Origin of the sequence: Streptomyces sp. NPDC051310, assembly GCF_044455245.1 — a bacterium.
Taxonomy (GTDB): Bacteria; Actinomycetota; Actinomycetes; order Streptomycetales; family Streptomycetaceae; genus Streptomyces.
Genome location: NZ_JBITEO010000005.1, coordinates 309,574 through 322,629, shown reverse-complemented (window position 1 = coordinate 322,629; position 13,056 = coordinate 309,574). Strand labels below are relative to the sequence as shown.

Here is a 13,056-nt window from a genome sequence, read left to right as displayed (position 1 = left end):
GGGGTCCGGGGGCCGGCCCCGGAGAAATGCAGTACGGCAAAAGCCTAGCCCGAGATTGCCTACGCGCGTAGATGACGATGCCCACGGAGCCGCGATCGTTGCCTTGTCGTTTCCGACGAAAGCCCGGGGCGGACCCCCTCGGGAGGCGTCCCGTCGGCCTGCCGCGGCCGGCGCGACCCCCTTCTAGCAGGGGCGCTTGCGCAGCTCCATCACGTAGTCGTGCGGCGCGCCCGCCGACTCCGCCGCGTCCGCGATCTCCCCCAGGTAGCGCGCGGAGGGCAGCCCGCCCTCGTAGCCGTTGAGCACGTACACCCAGGCCGGCTCCTCGCCGTCCAGCGTGTGCACGCGCACGCGCATGCGCCGGTAGATGTCCAGGCCGACGCCCTCCCAGCGGTCCATGGAGTCCTCGTCCAGCGGGGCGATGTCGTACAGCGCGACGAAGACCTGCGAGCGCGGCGCCTCCACGATCGTGGCCAGCGCCCCCTCCCAGCCCATCTGCTCACCGCCGAACGTCAACCGCCAGCCGTTGAGCCAGCCCGTGCCGCGCAGCGGGGAGTGCGGTGCGCGGCGGGTCATCAGCCGCGCGTCGAGGTTGCCGGCGTACGCGGCGTAGAGCGACATGGGTCCGAGGGTACGGGAGCGGCCGGTGCGGGCGCTGTTCCCCGGGGAGGGGACCCGGCGGGAAGCACGCCCGGCCGTGCGGGACAATGGGGTACGTACTTGCATCCCTGCCGTGACGAGAGCGCGAGGCGTAACCCCTGTGACCCGGATCGTGATCATCGGTGGCGGACCCGGCGGATACGAGGCGGCCCTGGTGGCCGCCCAGCTCGGCGCGGAGGTGACCGTCGTCGACACCGACGGCCTCGGCGGAGCGTCCGTCCTGACCGACTGCGTACCCTCGAAGACCCTCATCGCCACGGCCGAGGTGATGACCACCTTCGACTCCTCCCACGAGGAGCTCGGCATCATCGTCGCGGACGACACCCCGCACATCGACCAGGCGGCCCGGATCGTCGGCGTCGACCTCGGCAAGGTCAACCGGCGCGTCAAGCGGCTGGCCCTCGCCCAGTCGCACGACATCACCGCTTCCGTCACCCGGGCGGGCGCACGCGTGCTGCGCGGCCGGGGCCGGCTCGACGGCCGCCAGGCCATGGACGGCTCCCGCCAGGTGGTCGTCACCGCCGCCGACGGCACGGAGGAGACGCTCACCGCCGACGCCGTCCTGATCGCCACCGGCGGCCACCCGCGCGAGATCCCCGACGCCCTGCCGGACGGCGAGCGCATCCTCAACTGGACGCAGGTGTACGACCTGGACGAGCTCCCCGAGGAGCTCATCGTGGTCGGTTCCGGTGTCACGGGCGCCGAGTTCGCCGGCGCCTACCAGGCGCTCGGCTCCCGGGTCACGCTCGTCTCGTCCCGCGACCGGGTGCTGCCCGGCGAGGACCCCGACGCGGCGGCGGTCCTGGAGGACGTCTTCCGGCGCCGCGGCATGAACGTCATGGCCCGCTCCAGGGCCCAGTCCGCCAAGCGGGTGGGCGACCGGGTCGAGGTCACCCTCGCCGACGGGCGGGTCATCTCCGGCTCGCACTGCCTGATGGCCGTCGGCGCCATCCCGAACACCGACGGGATGGGGCTGGAGGAGGCCGGCGTGCGGCTCAAGGACTCCGGCCACATCTGGACCGACAAGGTCTCCCGCACCTCGGCGCCCGGCGTGTACGCGGCCGGTGACGTCACCGGTGTCTTCGCCCTCGCCTCGGTCGCCGCCATGCAGGGCCGCATCGCGATGTACCACTTCCTCGGCGACGCGGTCACCCCGCTGAACCTGAAGACCGTGTCGTCCAACGTGTTCACCGACCCGGAGATCGCCACGGTCGGTTACACCCAGGCCGACGTCGACGCCGGCAAGATCGACGCCCGGGTCGTCAAGCTGCCGCTGCTGCGCAACCCGCGCGCCAAGATGCAGGGCATCCGGGACGGCTTCGTCAAGATCTTCTGCCGTCCGGGCACCGGCATCGTGGTCGGCGGCGTGGTGGTCTCGCCGCGGGCCAGCGAACTGATCCACCCCATCTCGATCGCGGTCGACAACAATCTGACCGTCGAACAGATCGCAAACGCTTTCACGGTGTACCCGTCGCTGTCGGGCTCGATCGCCGAGGTGGCACGGCAGTTGCACACCCGGAAGACGTCGGCCGAGGTCTAGGACCGGCCCGCGCAGGGACAACACCCGGCAACCCCTGGCAAGTCGGGACATCGGCCGGTCGCGGTACGTACACGGACGGGGCCGCCCATTACCACTGGGCGGTCCCGTCTGTTCGCAACTTCTCGTAATCGGCGCATACTGCTGCAAACACGCGGTGGCTGGGGTTACTGTCAGTTTCGTGTTCGCTGCAGAACGTCGTCAGTTGATCCTCGAAATGGTGCGCGCCAACGGGGCGGTTTCGCTCCGGGAGCTCGCCCGCGTCGTCCAGACCTCCGAAGTGACCGTACGGCGAGACGTGCGGGCCCTGGAGGCGGAAGGACTCCTCGACCGCCGGCACGGCGGTGCGGTACTGCCGGGCGGTTTCACGCGAGAGTCCGGCTTCCCGCAGAAATCCCATCTCGCGACCGCGGAGAAGACGGCCATCGCCGATGTGGCCGCGGCTCTCGTCGAAGAGGGCGAGGCGATCGTCGTCGGCGCCGGGACCACCACCCAGGAGCTGGCCCGCCGGCTCGCCCGCGTCCCCGGGCTGACCGTGGTCACCAACTCGCTGCTGGTGGCCCAGGCGCTGGCGCACGCCAACCGTGTCGAGGTCGTCATGACCGGCGGCACGCTGCGCGGCTCCAACTACGCGCTGGTGGGCAGCGGGGCCGAGCAGTCCCTCCAGGGGCTCCGCGTCTCGCGGGCGTTCCTGTCCGGGAGCGGGCTGACCGCCGAGCGGGGCCTGTCCACCTCCAACATGCTCTCGGCGAGTGTGGACCGGGCGCTGGTCCAGGCGGCCGCGGAGGTCGTGGTGCTCGCCGACCACACCAAGCTCGGCACCGACACGATGTTCCAGACCGTGCCGACGGACGTGATCACGCGCCTGGTCACCGACGAGCCGCCCGCCCATGACGAGCGGGCCGCCACCGAGCTCCAGGCCCTCGCCGACCAGGGCGTCCAGATCACGGTCGCCGGCACCGGGCCCTCCGGCACCGAAGGCGCCCCACCGGGCCGCCAGCACCGCCGTGACGTTCCGCTGCCCGGCCAGCGCGGCGGCACCCGGCACCCCGGCGGCGGCACCCTGCGCTCGGCCGCGGCGGCCTCCCTGGCGGCGGAGGACCGGGCGTCCGAGCGCGGCGCCCGCGTGGCGGACCTGCGGCGCCGCTGACGCGGCGGGACCGGGCACGATCCGGGACCGGGACCGGGCGAGGTGCCGGGGCCGGGACCCGGGATCGGGCGAGGTACCGCGGGCAGGGACCGTGTCGGGCCGCACGGGGCAAGCGCCCGGCGCCGGCCGGCACGCTGTCGGCCCGCGGGAGCTCAGGTCTGCGAGGGCCGAGCCCGCAAGGGCACGCCACCGAGGGTGCCGGCCCGCACGGCGTCCCCCTGCGCGGGTGCCGGCCCACGCAGAGGTGCGGCCCGCGCGGGTTCAGGCCGCCAGGGGTCAGGCCTTCAGGCCGCGCAGGGTCAGCATCAGCAGGCGGTCGGCCAACTCCGGATCCTCCCGTGACTGTTCGGCCGCCAGGGCGATCGCGTTGGTCAGCTGCATCAGGTCGTCGATCGAGACCCCGTCCCGTACGGCACCGCTGACCACCGCCCGATCCAGCAGCCGGGCGCCCGCCTCCCGCAGCGGTACGTTGCACGCCGACAGGGCCGAACTCCGGTCGTGCGAAGCCGACATGAGCGCGCTCGCCAGGCCCCGGTACTCGCCCGCGTGCGTGACGATGGCGCGCAGCCACTCCACGAGCGCCTCGCACGGCCTGTCCGCGTCGGCGAGCTGCCGCGACCGCTCCAGCAGCGCGGCCAGCGCCTCCTGGAACACCGCGCTCATCAGCGCGTGCCGGTTCGGGAAGTGCCGGTACAGGGTGCCGATCCCCACCCCGGCGCGCCGCGCGATGTCCTCCAGCGCCGCGTCGGTGCCGTGCTCGGCGAAGGCGGAGCGGGCCTCGGCCAGCAGGCGCTCGTAGTTGCGGCGCGCGTCGGCCCGCATGGGCCGGACCGCAGCGCCCGCTGCCGTGCTCGTCGTCATGGCGCCGTCCTCCCTGGCTCCTCCTCGTGCCTCCAGCATGCCATTGCGACGGCAGGGGGCCTGCCCGGAGAGATTCCGGGCAGGCCCCCTGCCGGTGGCGCTGCTGACCCGCCGGGTCAGTCCTTGATCTCGCAGATGGCGGCGCCGGAGGTCACCGAGGCGCCGACCTCGGCGGACAGGCCCTTGACCGTGCCCGCGCGGTGCGCGTTCAGCGGCTGCTCCATCTTCATGGCCTCCAGGACCACGATGAGGTCGCCCTCCTTGACCTCCTGGCCCTCCTCCACGGCGACCTTGACGATCGTGCCCTGCATCGGGGAGGCGAGGGTGTCGCCGGAGGCGGCGGAGGCGGACTTTTTCGCGGCGCGGCGCTTGGGCTTGGCGCCGGCGGCCAGGCCCGTGCGGGCCAGGCTCATACCGAGCGAGGAGGGCAGGGAGACCTCCAGACGCTTGCCGCCGACCTCGACGACGACCGTCTCGCGGCCCGGCTCCTCCTCGGCCTCGCCGGCCGCGGGCGCGGCGAACGGCTTGATGTCGTTGACGAACTCGGTCTCGATCCAGCGGGTGTGGACCGTGAACGGGCCCTCGGCCGGGGCGAACGCCGGGTCGGTGACGACCTTGCGGTGGAAGGGGATGGCCGTGGCCATGCCCTCGACCTGGAACTCCTCCAGCGCCCGCGCCGCGCGCTGGAGCGCCTGCTCGCGGGTGGCACCCGTGACGATGAGCTTGGCGAGCAGCGAGTCCCACGCCGGGCCGATGACGCTGCCGGACTCCACGCCCGCGTCCAGGCGCACGCCCGGACCCGACGGCGGCGCGAAGGTGGTCACCGTGCCGGGGGCGGGGAGGAAGTTGCGGCCCGGGTCCTCGCCGTTGATGCGGAACTCGAAGGAGTGGCCGCGCAGCGGCGGGTCGTCGTAGCCCAGCTCCTCGCCGTCCGCGATGCGGAACATCTCGCGGACCAGGTCGATGCCGCTGACCTCTTCGGTGACCGGGTGCTCGACCTGGAGACGGGTGTTGACCTCCAGGAAGGAGATCGTGCCGTCCATGCCGACGAGGAACTCGACGGTGCCGGCGCCGACGTAGCCGGCCTCCTTGAGGATCGCCTTGGAGGCGCGGTACAGCTCGGCGTTCTGCTCGGCGCTCAGGAACGGCGCGGGAGCCTCCTCCACCAGCTTCTGGTGGCGGCGCTGGAGCGAGCAGTCACGCGTCGACACGACGACGACGTTGCCGTGCTGGTCGGCCAGGCACTGCGTCTCGACGTGGCGCGGCTTGTCGAGGTAGCGCTCGACGAAGCACTCGCCGCGGCCGAAGGCGGCGACGGCCTCACGGACGGCCGAGTCGTACAGCTCCGGCACTTCCTCCAGCGTGCGGGCGACCTTCAGGCCGCGCCCGCCACCGCCGAACGCCGCCTTGATCGCGATGGGCAGCCCGTGCTCCTCGGCGAAGGCGACGACCTCGTCGGCGCCCGACACCGGGTCGGGGGTGCCCGCGACCAGCGGCGCACCGGCGCGCTGGGCGATGTGCCGGGCGGCGACCTTGTCCCCCAGATCGCGGATGGCCTGCGGCGGCGGGCCGATCCAGGTCAGTCCGGCGTCGATCACCGCCTGGGCGAACTCCGCGTTCTCGGAGAGAAACCCGTATCCGGGGTGGATGGCGTCCGCGCCGGAGTCGGCTGCGGCCTGGAGCACCTTGGCCATGTCCAGGTAACTGGCGGCCGGGGTGTCACCGCCCAGAGCGAACGCCTCGTCGGCCGCACGGACGTGCAGGGCGTCCCGGTCCGGATCGGCGTAGACGGCTACGCTCGCGATCCCGGCGTCCCGGCAGGCACGGGCGACACGGACAGCGATTTCGCCACGGTTGGCGATGAGCACCTTGCGCACGATGGCTCCCTCCTTGAAACAAGCTGAGTTTAGGGACTGCCGACACGGCCTTTCGACCCGTCCCCACTAGTGAGCTTGCCCACACGGAGCGTGATCCGAGGCGGTACCGAGGCGGGAAACCCCTTGTCGCACCACGTTACGCAGGGCTTCTTCCCGGCACAGTAGCCCCGGGGTGTGGTCAAGGTCTCTGTCCGGCGGGCCAGCGCGGTATCCCGTTTCTTTGTGGAGTCCCTACGAATGGGCGAATGATTCTTTGCGGCGCTGTCAGGACCCTTGTCCAAAGGTTTACCAGTCAGTAGCCTTCGCGTCGTCGTCCGTACTGCTGGTAACAGTCAGGGGGTACCCGTGGTGGCCCGCAGACCGATAGCCCTGGCGGCGGGGATCGCGCTGCTCATCGAGGCGGTGGGCGCCGTCGCGGTCCACGCGGTGCTGACCGAGGTCCTCGGCAACCAGCGGATGTCGCTGGCCGGCCTGGACCCCGACGCCATGATCGCGGGCACCTGGGCGATGGGCGGCGTCCTCGGCGCGTTCCTGGCCCTGAGCGGCGTCCTGCTGCTCGTCCTGTGCTTCCGGGACCGCTCGCCCGGCCGCGCCGTGCGCATCGTGCTGATCTCCTGCGCCATCACCCACGGCGTCCTGGGGGCCCTGGCGGTCGGCCTGCTGGGCTGGGCCGCCTTCGCGTTCATGATGGCCATGCTGGGGCTCCTCGTGGCCTCGCTGGTGCTGTACGCGCGGGAGACCGTGGCGCCGGGCGCGGGCGAGGCGACGGCGTAGCCGCCCGCCCCTGCCACCGCCTGACGGCGAGCCCCGGCCGCCCTCCCTGCGGGGAAACCGTCGCGGCGGGCGGCCCGGGGGGTCCGGCGAACGGGGGACGTCACGCCCACAGGGCGGTGATCTCGACGCCCAGCTGCCCCAGCAGCTTGCGCAGCAGCGGCAGGGACAGGCCGATGACGTTGCCCGGGTCGCCGTCGATGCCGTCGATGAAGGGGGCCGAGCGGCCGTCGAGGGTGAAGGCCCCCGCCACGTGGAGGGGCTCCCCGCTGGCCACGTAGGCGGCGATCTCGTCGTCGGTCGGCTCGCCGAACCGGACCAGGGTGGAGGCGGTGGCCGACGCGTAGCGCTTGGCGGCCGTGTCGTACACGCAGTGGCCGGTCTGCAGGACGCCCACGCGCCCGCGCATCGCCTTCCAGCGGGCCGTGGCCTCCTCCGCGTCGGCCGGCTTGCCGAGAGCCTGCTTGTCGAGCTCCAGGACCGAGTCGCAGCCGATGACCAGCGCGCCGGAGACCTCCGGGCGGGCGGCGACGTGGGCGGCCTTGGCCTCGGCGAGGGCGAGGGCCAGCTCCGCCGGGGTCGGAGCGGTGACCTTGGACTCGTCGACGCCGCTGACGATCACCTCGGGGGCGAGTCCGGCCTGCCGCAGCAGACCGAGGCGGGCGGGGGACGCGGACGCGAGGACGAGGCGGCGGCGCTGATCAGTCATGGGCGTCATCGTACGGAAGGCGCGCCGGGCGGCGCAGGTCGTGGCGGCGTGCCGGGGGCGCCGGCCGTCAGTGCAGGCCCGCGACGAACATGGCGAGCACCATCGCCAGTGCCAGCAGGATCCCCGCGCGGCGCAGCATCGCCTGCATGTCCCGCATTTCCGGTGGGGGTTCGTTCTCCGGGTCGGACCACAGCATGGCTTCGATCCTGAGGCCGGAAAGCGCTCCACGCCTGAGTATCCGTACTCAGGGGCCCCGGTGCCGTCGGACTATTCGCCTGCCGCACGCACGCCGGCCGTGGCGCCCGGCCCCGGCCGCGTACGGCGACGGCCCCCACCCGTCGGTGGGGGCCGCCGTGCCGGGTGCCGGTGCCAGTGCCGGCCGTGCCCGGTGCCGGGCCGTCTCCTAGAGCGGCCAGTAGGAGCGCGTCCACGACCGCGGGCCGGGCTGCGGGCCGCGGGTGCGGGCGATCCTGGACGGGTCGGACCAGCCCTCGGGGACGCTCTCCGCGCCGCCGGAGGCCGCCGAGGCGGTAGCGGCGGCGCGCGCCTGGACCACCGCCAGGGCGGCGGCCAGCTCCTCCGGGGTGGGATTGCCCCGCAGAACCTTGATCATCGGGGGGCTCCTTAGAGGGGGATGTTGCCGTGCTTCTTCGGAGGGAGGTTTTCCCGCTTCGTACGCAGCTGACGCAGGCCGCGCACGAGGTGCGACCGCGTCTGGGACGGCATGACCACCGCGTCGACGTAGCCGCGCTCGGCCGCCGTGTACGGGTTGAGCAGGGCGTCCTCGTACTCCTGGATCAGCCGCGCCCGCGTCCCCTCGACGTCCTCGGCCTCCGCGATGGTGCGCCGGTGCAGGATGTTCACCGCGCCCTGCGCGCCCATCACCGCGATCTGCGCGGTCGGCCACGCCAGGTTCAGGTCGGCGCCCAGGTGCTTGGAGCCCATGACGTCGTACGCGCCGCCGAACGCCTTGCGCGTGATGACGGTGATCAGCGGGACCGTCGCCTCGGCGTACGCGTAGATGAGCTTGGCGCCGCGCCGGATGATGCCTTCGTGCTCCTGGCCGACACCCGGCAGGAAGCCCGGCACGTCGACGAAGGTCAGCACCGGGATGTTGAACGCGTCGCAGGTGCGGACGAACCGCGCCGCCTTCTCGCTGGCGTCGATGTCGAGGCACCCGGCGAACTGCATGGGCTGGTTGGCGACGATGCCGACCGGGTACCCCTCGACCCGCCCGAAGCCGGTGAGGATGTTCGGCGCGAACATCCCCTGCGTCTCCAGGAACTCCCCGTCGTCCAGCACGTGCTCGATGACGGTGTGCATGTCGTACGGCTGGTTCGCGCTGTCCGGGATGAGGGTGTCGAGCTCGCGGTCCTCGTCCGACAGCTCCAGGTCCGCCTCCTCCGGGAAGGCGGGCGGCTCGGAGAGGTTGTTCGACGGGAGGTAGGCCAGCAGCGACTTGACGTACTCGATGGCGTCCTTCTCGTCGCCGGCCATGTGGTGCGCGACGCCCGAGGTGGTGTTGTGGGTGCGGGCGCCGCCCAGTTCCTCGAAGCCGACGTCCTCGCCCGTCACCGTCTTGATGACGTCGGGGCCGGTGATGAACATGTGCGAGGTCTGGTCGACCATCACCGTGAAGTCCGTGATGGCGGGGGAGTAGACCGCCCCGCCGGCACACGGACCGACCACCAGGCTGATCTGCGGGATCACGCCCGAGGCGTGGGTGTTGCGGCGGAAGATCTCGCCGTACATGCCGAGGGCCATGACGCCCTCCTGGATGCGGGCGCCGCCGGAGTCGTTGATGCCGACCACCGGGCAGCCGGTCTTCAGCGCGAAGTCCATCACCTTGACGATCTTCTGGCCGAAGACCTCGCCGAGGGCCCCGCCGAACACCGTGAAGTCCTGGGAGAAGACCGCGACGGGCCGCCCGTCCACGGTTCCGTATCCGGTGACGACACCGTCTCCGTACGGGCGGTTCTTCTCCAGCCCGAAGTTGGTGGAGCGGTGCCGGGCGAACTCGTCGAGCTCCACGAACGAGCCCTCGTCCAGGAGGAGCTCGATGCGTTCGCGGGCGGTCAGCTTGCCCTTGGCGTGCTGCTTCTCGACGGCGCGCTCGGAGCCGGCGTGCGTCGCCTCGTGGATACGGCGCTGCAGGTCCGCGAGCTTCCCCGCGGTGGTGTGGATGTCGATCTGGGGCTGGGACTCTTGGCGCTCTGCCGGCTCGGACATCGGGATGCGGCTCCCTGCCTGGTCACGGGTTTGTTGGCTACTGACCCGTAGCGTATCGGCGCGGATACCGTTCGGCAGTGCGGTGTTTGCCACACCTACGCTGGCTTGCATGACGCCCTCCTTTGGTCCATCGCACGGCCCGTCCCCGCGTTCCGGAAACCGTTGGTCGGATCTCGAACGGCCTCCCCTGAACGCCGCCGCGCTGCGCCGCGCGCTCGTGCTGCCCGGCGGCCTGTGGACCTCGCTGGACGTCGTGGCCGCCACCGGCTCCACCAACTCCGACCTGGCGGCCCGGGCGGGGGCGCTGCCCGAGGGGGCCGTGCTCGTCGCCGAGGAGCAGACCGCGGGCCGCGGCCGCCTCGACCGCACCTGGTCCGCGCCCGCCCGCTCCGGCCTCTTCTTCTCCGTGCTGCTCAAGCCGCGGGTGCCCGCGGAGCGCCTGGCGTGGCTGCCGCTGCTCACCGGGGTCGCCGCCGCCACCGGGCTGGCCCGGGCGGCCGGTGTCGACATGTCGCTGAAATGGCCCAACGACCTGCTGGTGAAAGTTCCCGGGCCGCAGGGCAAGGAGGAGCGCAAGGCCGGCGGCATCCTCGCCGAGCGCGCCGGGGACGACGGCATCGTCGTCGGTCTCGGGCTCAACGTCACGCTGCGCGCCGACGAACTGCCCGTCCCGGCCGCCGGGTCGCTCGCCCTGGCGAACGCCGTCTCCACCGACCGGGACCCGCTGCTGCGCGCGGTCCTGCGCTCGCTGGAGCACTGGTACGGCCGGTGGACCGCGGCCGAGGGGGACCCGGCCGCCAGCGGGCTCCAGGAGGCGTACGCAGCGGGCTGCGCGACCCTGGGGCGCGGCGTACGGGCCGAGCTGCCCGGCGGCCGCACGCTGACCGGCGAGGCCGTCGCGATCGACGGCGGCGGGAGGCTGGTCGTCGCCCGCGCGGACGGAGGCGAACGGGAGGCGGTCGGCGCGGGGGACATCGTCCATCTGCGCCCGGTGGACTGAACGCGCTGCCGAACGCGGACGTGAGCCAGGGCACACCTGCCGTATCGTTGAGGCGATCCAGCGACAGATCGGCAGGGCAGTGCGCAGGGAACGGGCAGGAGGCGGCCGGTGACCGTCGACGACGCGAATTCGCGCGGGTCCGGATCCAGCGGGTCGGGCTCCGGTGATTCCGGGCCGGGCGGGCCGGGCGACTCCCAGGAGCCGGGCCATGCGCCCGGTGGGTCCCGCGACGCCGGACCGGGGGGCGGCGGTGCCGAGTACCCGACCCCCCACCACGTCGTCGACCACACGGCGGAGCCGACCGACGATCCTCTCGCCATCCGTCTGGAGCAATTGATCCTCGGCGCCGACCGGCGCTACACGCCGTTCCAGGCCGCCCGCACGGCCGGCGTCTCCATGGACCTCGCCTCGCGCTTCTGGCGGGCCATGGGCTTCGCCGACATCGGCCAGGCCAAGGCGCTCACGGAGGCGGACGTGCTGGCGCTGCGCCGGCTGGCCGGTCTGGTCGAGGCGGGGCTGCTGAGCGAGCCGATGGCGGTGCAGGTGGCGCGCTCCACCGGCCAGACCACGGCGAGGCTCGCCGAGTGGCAGATCGACTCGTTCCTGGAGGGCCTCACCGAGCCGCCCGAGCCGGGCATGACCCGGACCGAAGTGACGTATCCCCTGGTGGAGCTGTTGCTGCCGGAGCTCCAGGAGTTCCTGGTGTACGTGTGGCGGCGGCAGCTGGCCGCGGCGACGGGGCGCGTGGTGCAGGCCGCCGACGACGAGGAGATGGTCGACCGGCGCCTCGCGGTCGGTTTCGCGGACCTGGTCGGCTTCACCCGGCTGACCCGGCGGCTGGAGGAGGAGGAGCTCGGCGAGCTCGTCGAGGCGTTCGAGACGACCTGCGCGGACCTGGTCGCCGCGCACGGCGGGCGGCTGATCAAGACCCTCGGCGACGAGGTCCTCTACGCGGCGGACGACGCCGGCACCGCGGCCGAGATCGCGCTGCGGCTCATCGAGACCCTGGCGCACGACGAGACCATGCCCGCCCTGCGCGTCGGCATCGCCTTCGGGACGGTGACGACCCGGATGGGCGATGTCTTCGGTACGACGGTGAACCTGGCGAGCCGCCTCACCTCGATAGCGCCGAAGGACGCGGTCCTCGTGGACGGCGCGCTGGCCGAGGAGCTGTCGCGCACGGGCGAGGCCCCGGTGTCGGAGGCCCAGGTGGCGGAGGAGATCGCCCGCGCCGAGAAGGAGGGCGAGGCTCCGCCGTCGTACCGCTTCGCGCTCCAGCCGATGTGGCAGCGGCCGGTGCGCGGGCTCGGGGTGATCGAACCCTGGCTGCTGACGCGGCGGGAGCCTAAGATCCCCGGGTAGCGGTCGCTAACGCTCGTTAACCGGGAGGGTCTGAAGACATGTCGGAGCAGCGCTTCGGGGAGTTCGTCGCCGTACGCCGTCATGAGCACGTGGCGGAGCTGGTGCTCGACCGGCCCAAGGCCATGAACGCCGTCTCCACGGAGATGGCCCGCTCGATCGGCGCCGCGTGCGCCGCGCTGGGGGCCGATCCGTCCGTGCGCGTGACCGTGCTGACCTCCTCCAACGACAAGGCGTTCTGCGTCGGCGCCGACCTCAAGGAGCGCAACTCCTTCACCGACGCCGAGCTGGTGCGCCAGCGCCCCGTGGCGCGCGCCGCCTACACCGGTGTGCTGGAGCTGCCGATGCCGGCCGTCGCGGCGGTGCACGGCTTCGCGCTGGGCGGCGGGTACGAGCTGGCGCTCGCGTGCGACATCATCCTGGCCGACCCGACGGCGGTCATCGGGCTGCCCGAGGTGTCGGTGGGCGTGATCCCGGGCGGCGGCGGTACGCAGCTCCTGCCGCGCCGGGTCGGGGCCGCGCGGGCGGCGCAGCTGGTCTTCACGGCGGAGCGCCTGCGGGCGGAGGAGGCCGAGCGGTGGGGGCTGGTCGACGGGCTCGTGGACGACGCCCGTACGGGCGCGCTGGAGCTCGCCGCGCGCATCGCCGCCAACTCGCCGGTCGGGCTGCGGGCCGCCAAGCGGGCCATGCGCCTGGGCCAGGGGCTGGACCTGCGGGCGGGCCTGGAGGTCGAGGACGCGGCGTGGCGGTCGGTGGCCTTCTCGGGCGACCGGGCGGAGGGCGTGGCGGCCTTCAACGAGAAGCGCACACCGCAGTGGCCGGGGGAGTGACGGGTTCCGCGGACGGCCGGTACGCGGGCGGCCCGTGCGCCGCGGCCCCGGGGCGGTGCGTGAGCGGGCCCGC

General features: G+C 72.9%; 13 protein-coding genes. 6 read left to right on the top strand and 7 right to left on the bottom strand.

Annotated features, from left to right (window positions below; genetic code table 11):
• Positions 1-183 precede the first annotated feature (183 nt).
• Positions 184-621, bottom strand: a complete 438-nt coding sequence (locus ACIA79_RS10575) for a gamma-glutamylcyclotransferase (protein ID WP_018889198.1) — start codon at positions 619-621, stop codon at positions 184-186.
• On the opposite strand from ACIA79_RS10575, the gene ACIA79_RS10570 reads away from it, so the two are divergent.
• Together ACIA79_RS10570 and ACIA79_RS10565 are read left to right on the top strand one after the other, a co-directional pair.
• The gene (locus tag ACIA79_RS10570; RefSeq protein WP_399427786.1) at positions 620-2,200 is read left to right on the top strand and encodes an NAD(P)H-quinone dehydrogenase; all 1,581 of its coding nucleotides are present in this window, start codon (positions 620-622) and stop codon (positions 2,198-2,200) included. The genes ACIA79_RS10575 and ACIA79_RS10570 overlap by 2 nt on opposite strands.
• A gap of 214 nt (positions 2,201-2,414) precedes the next feature.
• Positions 2,415-3,347, top strand: coding sequence for a DeoR/GlpR family DNA-binding transcription regulator (locus ACIA79_RS10565; RefSeq protein WP_399427841.1), 933 nt, complete (start codon positions 2,415-2,417; stop codon positions 3,345-3,347).
• A gap of 276 nt (positions 3,348-3,623) precedes the next feature.
• Here ACIA79_RS10565 and ACIA79_RS10560 read toward each other — a convergent pair whose 3' ends face one another.
• Together ACIA79_RS10560 and ACIA79_RS10555 are read right to left on the bottom strand one after the other, a co-directional pair.
• Complete coding sequence (locus tag ACIA79_RS10560; RefSeq protein ID WP_399427785.1) at positions 3,624-4,208, bottom strand: TetR/AcrR family transcriptional regulator; 585 nt, start codon at positions 4,206-4,208, stop codon at positions 3,624-3,626.
• Between the two features lie 116 nt (positions 4,209-4,324).
• The gene (locus ACIA79_RS10555) at positions 4,325-6,085 is read right to left on the bottom strand and encodes an acetyl/propionyl/methylcrotonyl-CoA carboxylase subunit alpha (RefSeq protein WP_399427784.1); all 1,761 of its coding nucleotides are present in this window, start codon (positions 6,083-6,085) and stop codon (positions 4,325-4,327) included.
• A 345-nt stretch (positions 6,086-6,430) separates the two neighbouring features.
• On the opposite strand from ACIA79_RS10555, the gene ACIA79_RS10550 reads away from it, so the two are divergent.
• Entirely contained in the window at positions 6,431-6,859 is a 429-nt protein-coding gene (locus tag ACIA79_RS10550) for a hypothetical protein (protein ID WP_399427782.1), read from the top strand.
• A gap of 100 nt (positions 6,860-6,959) precedes the next feature.
• Here the strand turns inward: ACIA79_RS10550 and ACIA79_RS10545 are convergent, their stop codons facing one another.
• The 4 genes from ACIA79_RS10545 to ACIA79_RS10530 form a co-directional block, all read right to left on the bottom strand.
• Entirely contained in the window at positions 6,960-7,565 is a 606-nt protein-coding gene (locus tag ACIA79_RS10545) for a Maf family protein (protein ID WP_399427781.1), read from the bottom strand.
• Between the two features lie 67 nt (positions 7,566-7,632).
• A complete protein-coding gene (gene mmpB / locus ACIA79_RS10540) occupies positions 7,633-7,761 on the bottom strand; it encodes a morphogenic membrane protein MmpB (protein ID WP_399427780.1) in 129 nt (42 codons plus the stop codon).
• A 207-nt stretch (positions 7,762-7,968) separates the two neighbouring features.
• Entirely contained in the window at positions 7,969-8,178 is a 210-nt protein-coding gene (locus ACIA79_RS10535) for an acyl-CoA carboxylase epsilon subunit (protein WP_399427779.1), read from the bottom strand.
• 11 nt (positions 8,179-8,189) lie between these two features.
• Positions 8,190-9,794 (bottom strand): acyl-CoA carboxylase subunit beta, encoded by a 1,605-nt coding sequence (locus tag ACIA79_RS10530; protein WP_399427778.1) that lies wholly within the window; start codon positions 9,792-9,794, stop codon positions 8,190-8,192.
• Positions 9,795-9,903: 109 nt separating this feature from the next.
• Between ACIA79_RS10530 and ACIA79_RS10525 the strand changes: the two genes are divergently transcribed.
• The 3 genes from ACIA79_RS10525 (at position 9,904) to ACIA79_RS10515 (ending at position 12,983) form a co-directional block, all read left to right on the top strand.
• Entirely contained in the window at positions 9,904-10,794 is an 891-nt protein-coding gene (locus ACIA79_RS10525) for a biotin--[acetyl-CoA-carboxylase] ligase (protein ID WP_399427777.1), read from the top strand.
• Positions 10,795-10,902: 108 nt separating this feature from the next.
• Positions 10,903-12,156 (top strand): adenylate/guanylate cyclase domain-containing protein, encoded by a 1,254-nt coding sequence (locus ACIA79_RS10520; protein WP_399427776.1) that lies wholly within the window; start codon positions 10,903-10,905, stop codon positions 12,154-12,156.
• 38 nt (positions 12,157-12,194) lie between these two features.
• The gene (locus tag ACIA79_RS10515) at positions 12,195-12,983 is read left to right on the top strand and encodes an enoyl-CoA hydratase/isomerase family protein (protein WP_399427775.1); all 789 of its coding nucleotides are present in this window, start codon (positions 12,195-12,197) and stop codon (positions 12,981-12,983) included.
• Positions 12,984-13,056 lie beyond the last annotated feature (73 nt).

Bases quoted from the DNA above. Each gene is read 5' to 3' on its own strand.
- ACIA79_RS10570 (WP_399427786.1), top strand. From the start codon at position 620: ATGGGTCCGAGGGTACGGGAGCGGCCGGTGCGGGCGCTGTTCCCCGGG.
- ACIA79_RS10575 (WP_018889198.1), bottom strand. From the start codon at position 621: ATGTCGCTCTACGCCGCGTACGCCGGCAACCTCGACGCGCGGCTGATG.
- ACIA79_RS10565 (WP_399427841.1), top strand. From the start codon at position 2,415: ATGGTGCGCGCCAACGGGGCGGTTTCGCTCCGGGAGCTCGCCCGCGTC.
- ACIA79_RS10560 (WP_399427785.1), bottom strand. From the start codon at position 4,208: ATGACGACGAGCACGGCAGCGGGCGCTGCGGTCCGGCCCATGCGGGCC.
- ACIA79_RS10545 (WP_399427781.1), bottom strand. From the start codon at position 7,565: ATGACTGATCAGCGCCGCCGCCTCGTCCTCGCGTCCGCGTCCCCCGCC.
- mmpB (WP_399427780.1), bottom strand. From the start codon at position 7,761: ATGCTGTGGTCCGACCCGGAGAACGAACCCCCACCGGAAATGCGGGAC.
- ACIA79_RS10535 (WP_399427779.1), bottom strand. From the start codon at position 8,178: ATGATCAAGGTTCTGCGGGGCAATCCCACCCCGGAGGAGCTGGCCGCC.
- ACIA79_RS10530 (WP_399427778.1), bottom strand. From the start codon at position 9,794: ATGTCCGAGCCGGCAGAGCGCCAAGAGTCCCAGCCCCAGATCGACATC.
- ACIA79_RS10525 (WP_399427777.1), top strand. From the start codon at position 9,904: ATGACGCCCTCCTTTGGTCCATCGCACGGCCCGTCCCCGCGTTCCGGA.
- ACIA79_RS10515 (WP_399427775.1), top strand. From the start codon at position 12,195: ATGTCGGAGCAGCGCTTCGGGGAGTTCGTCGCCGTACGCCGTCATGAG.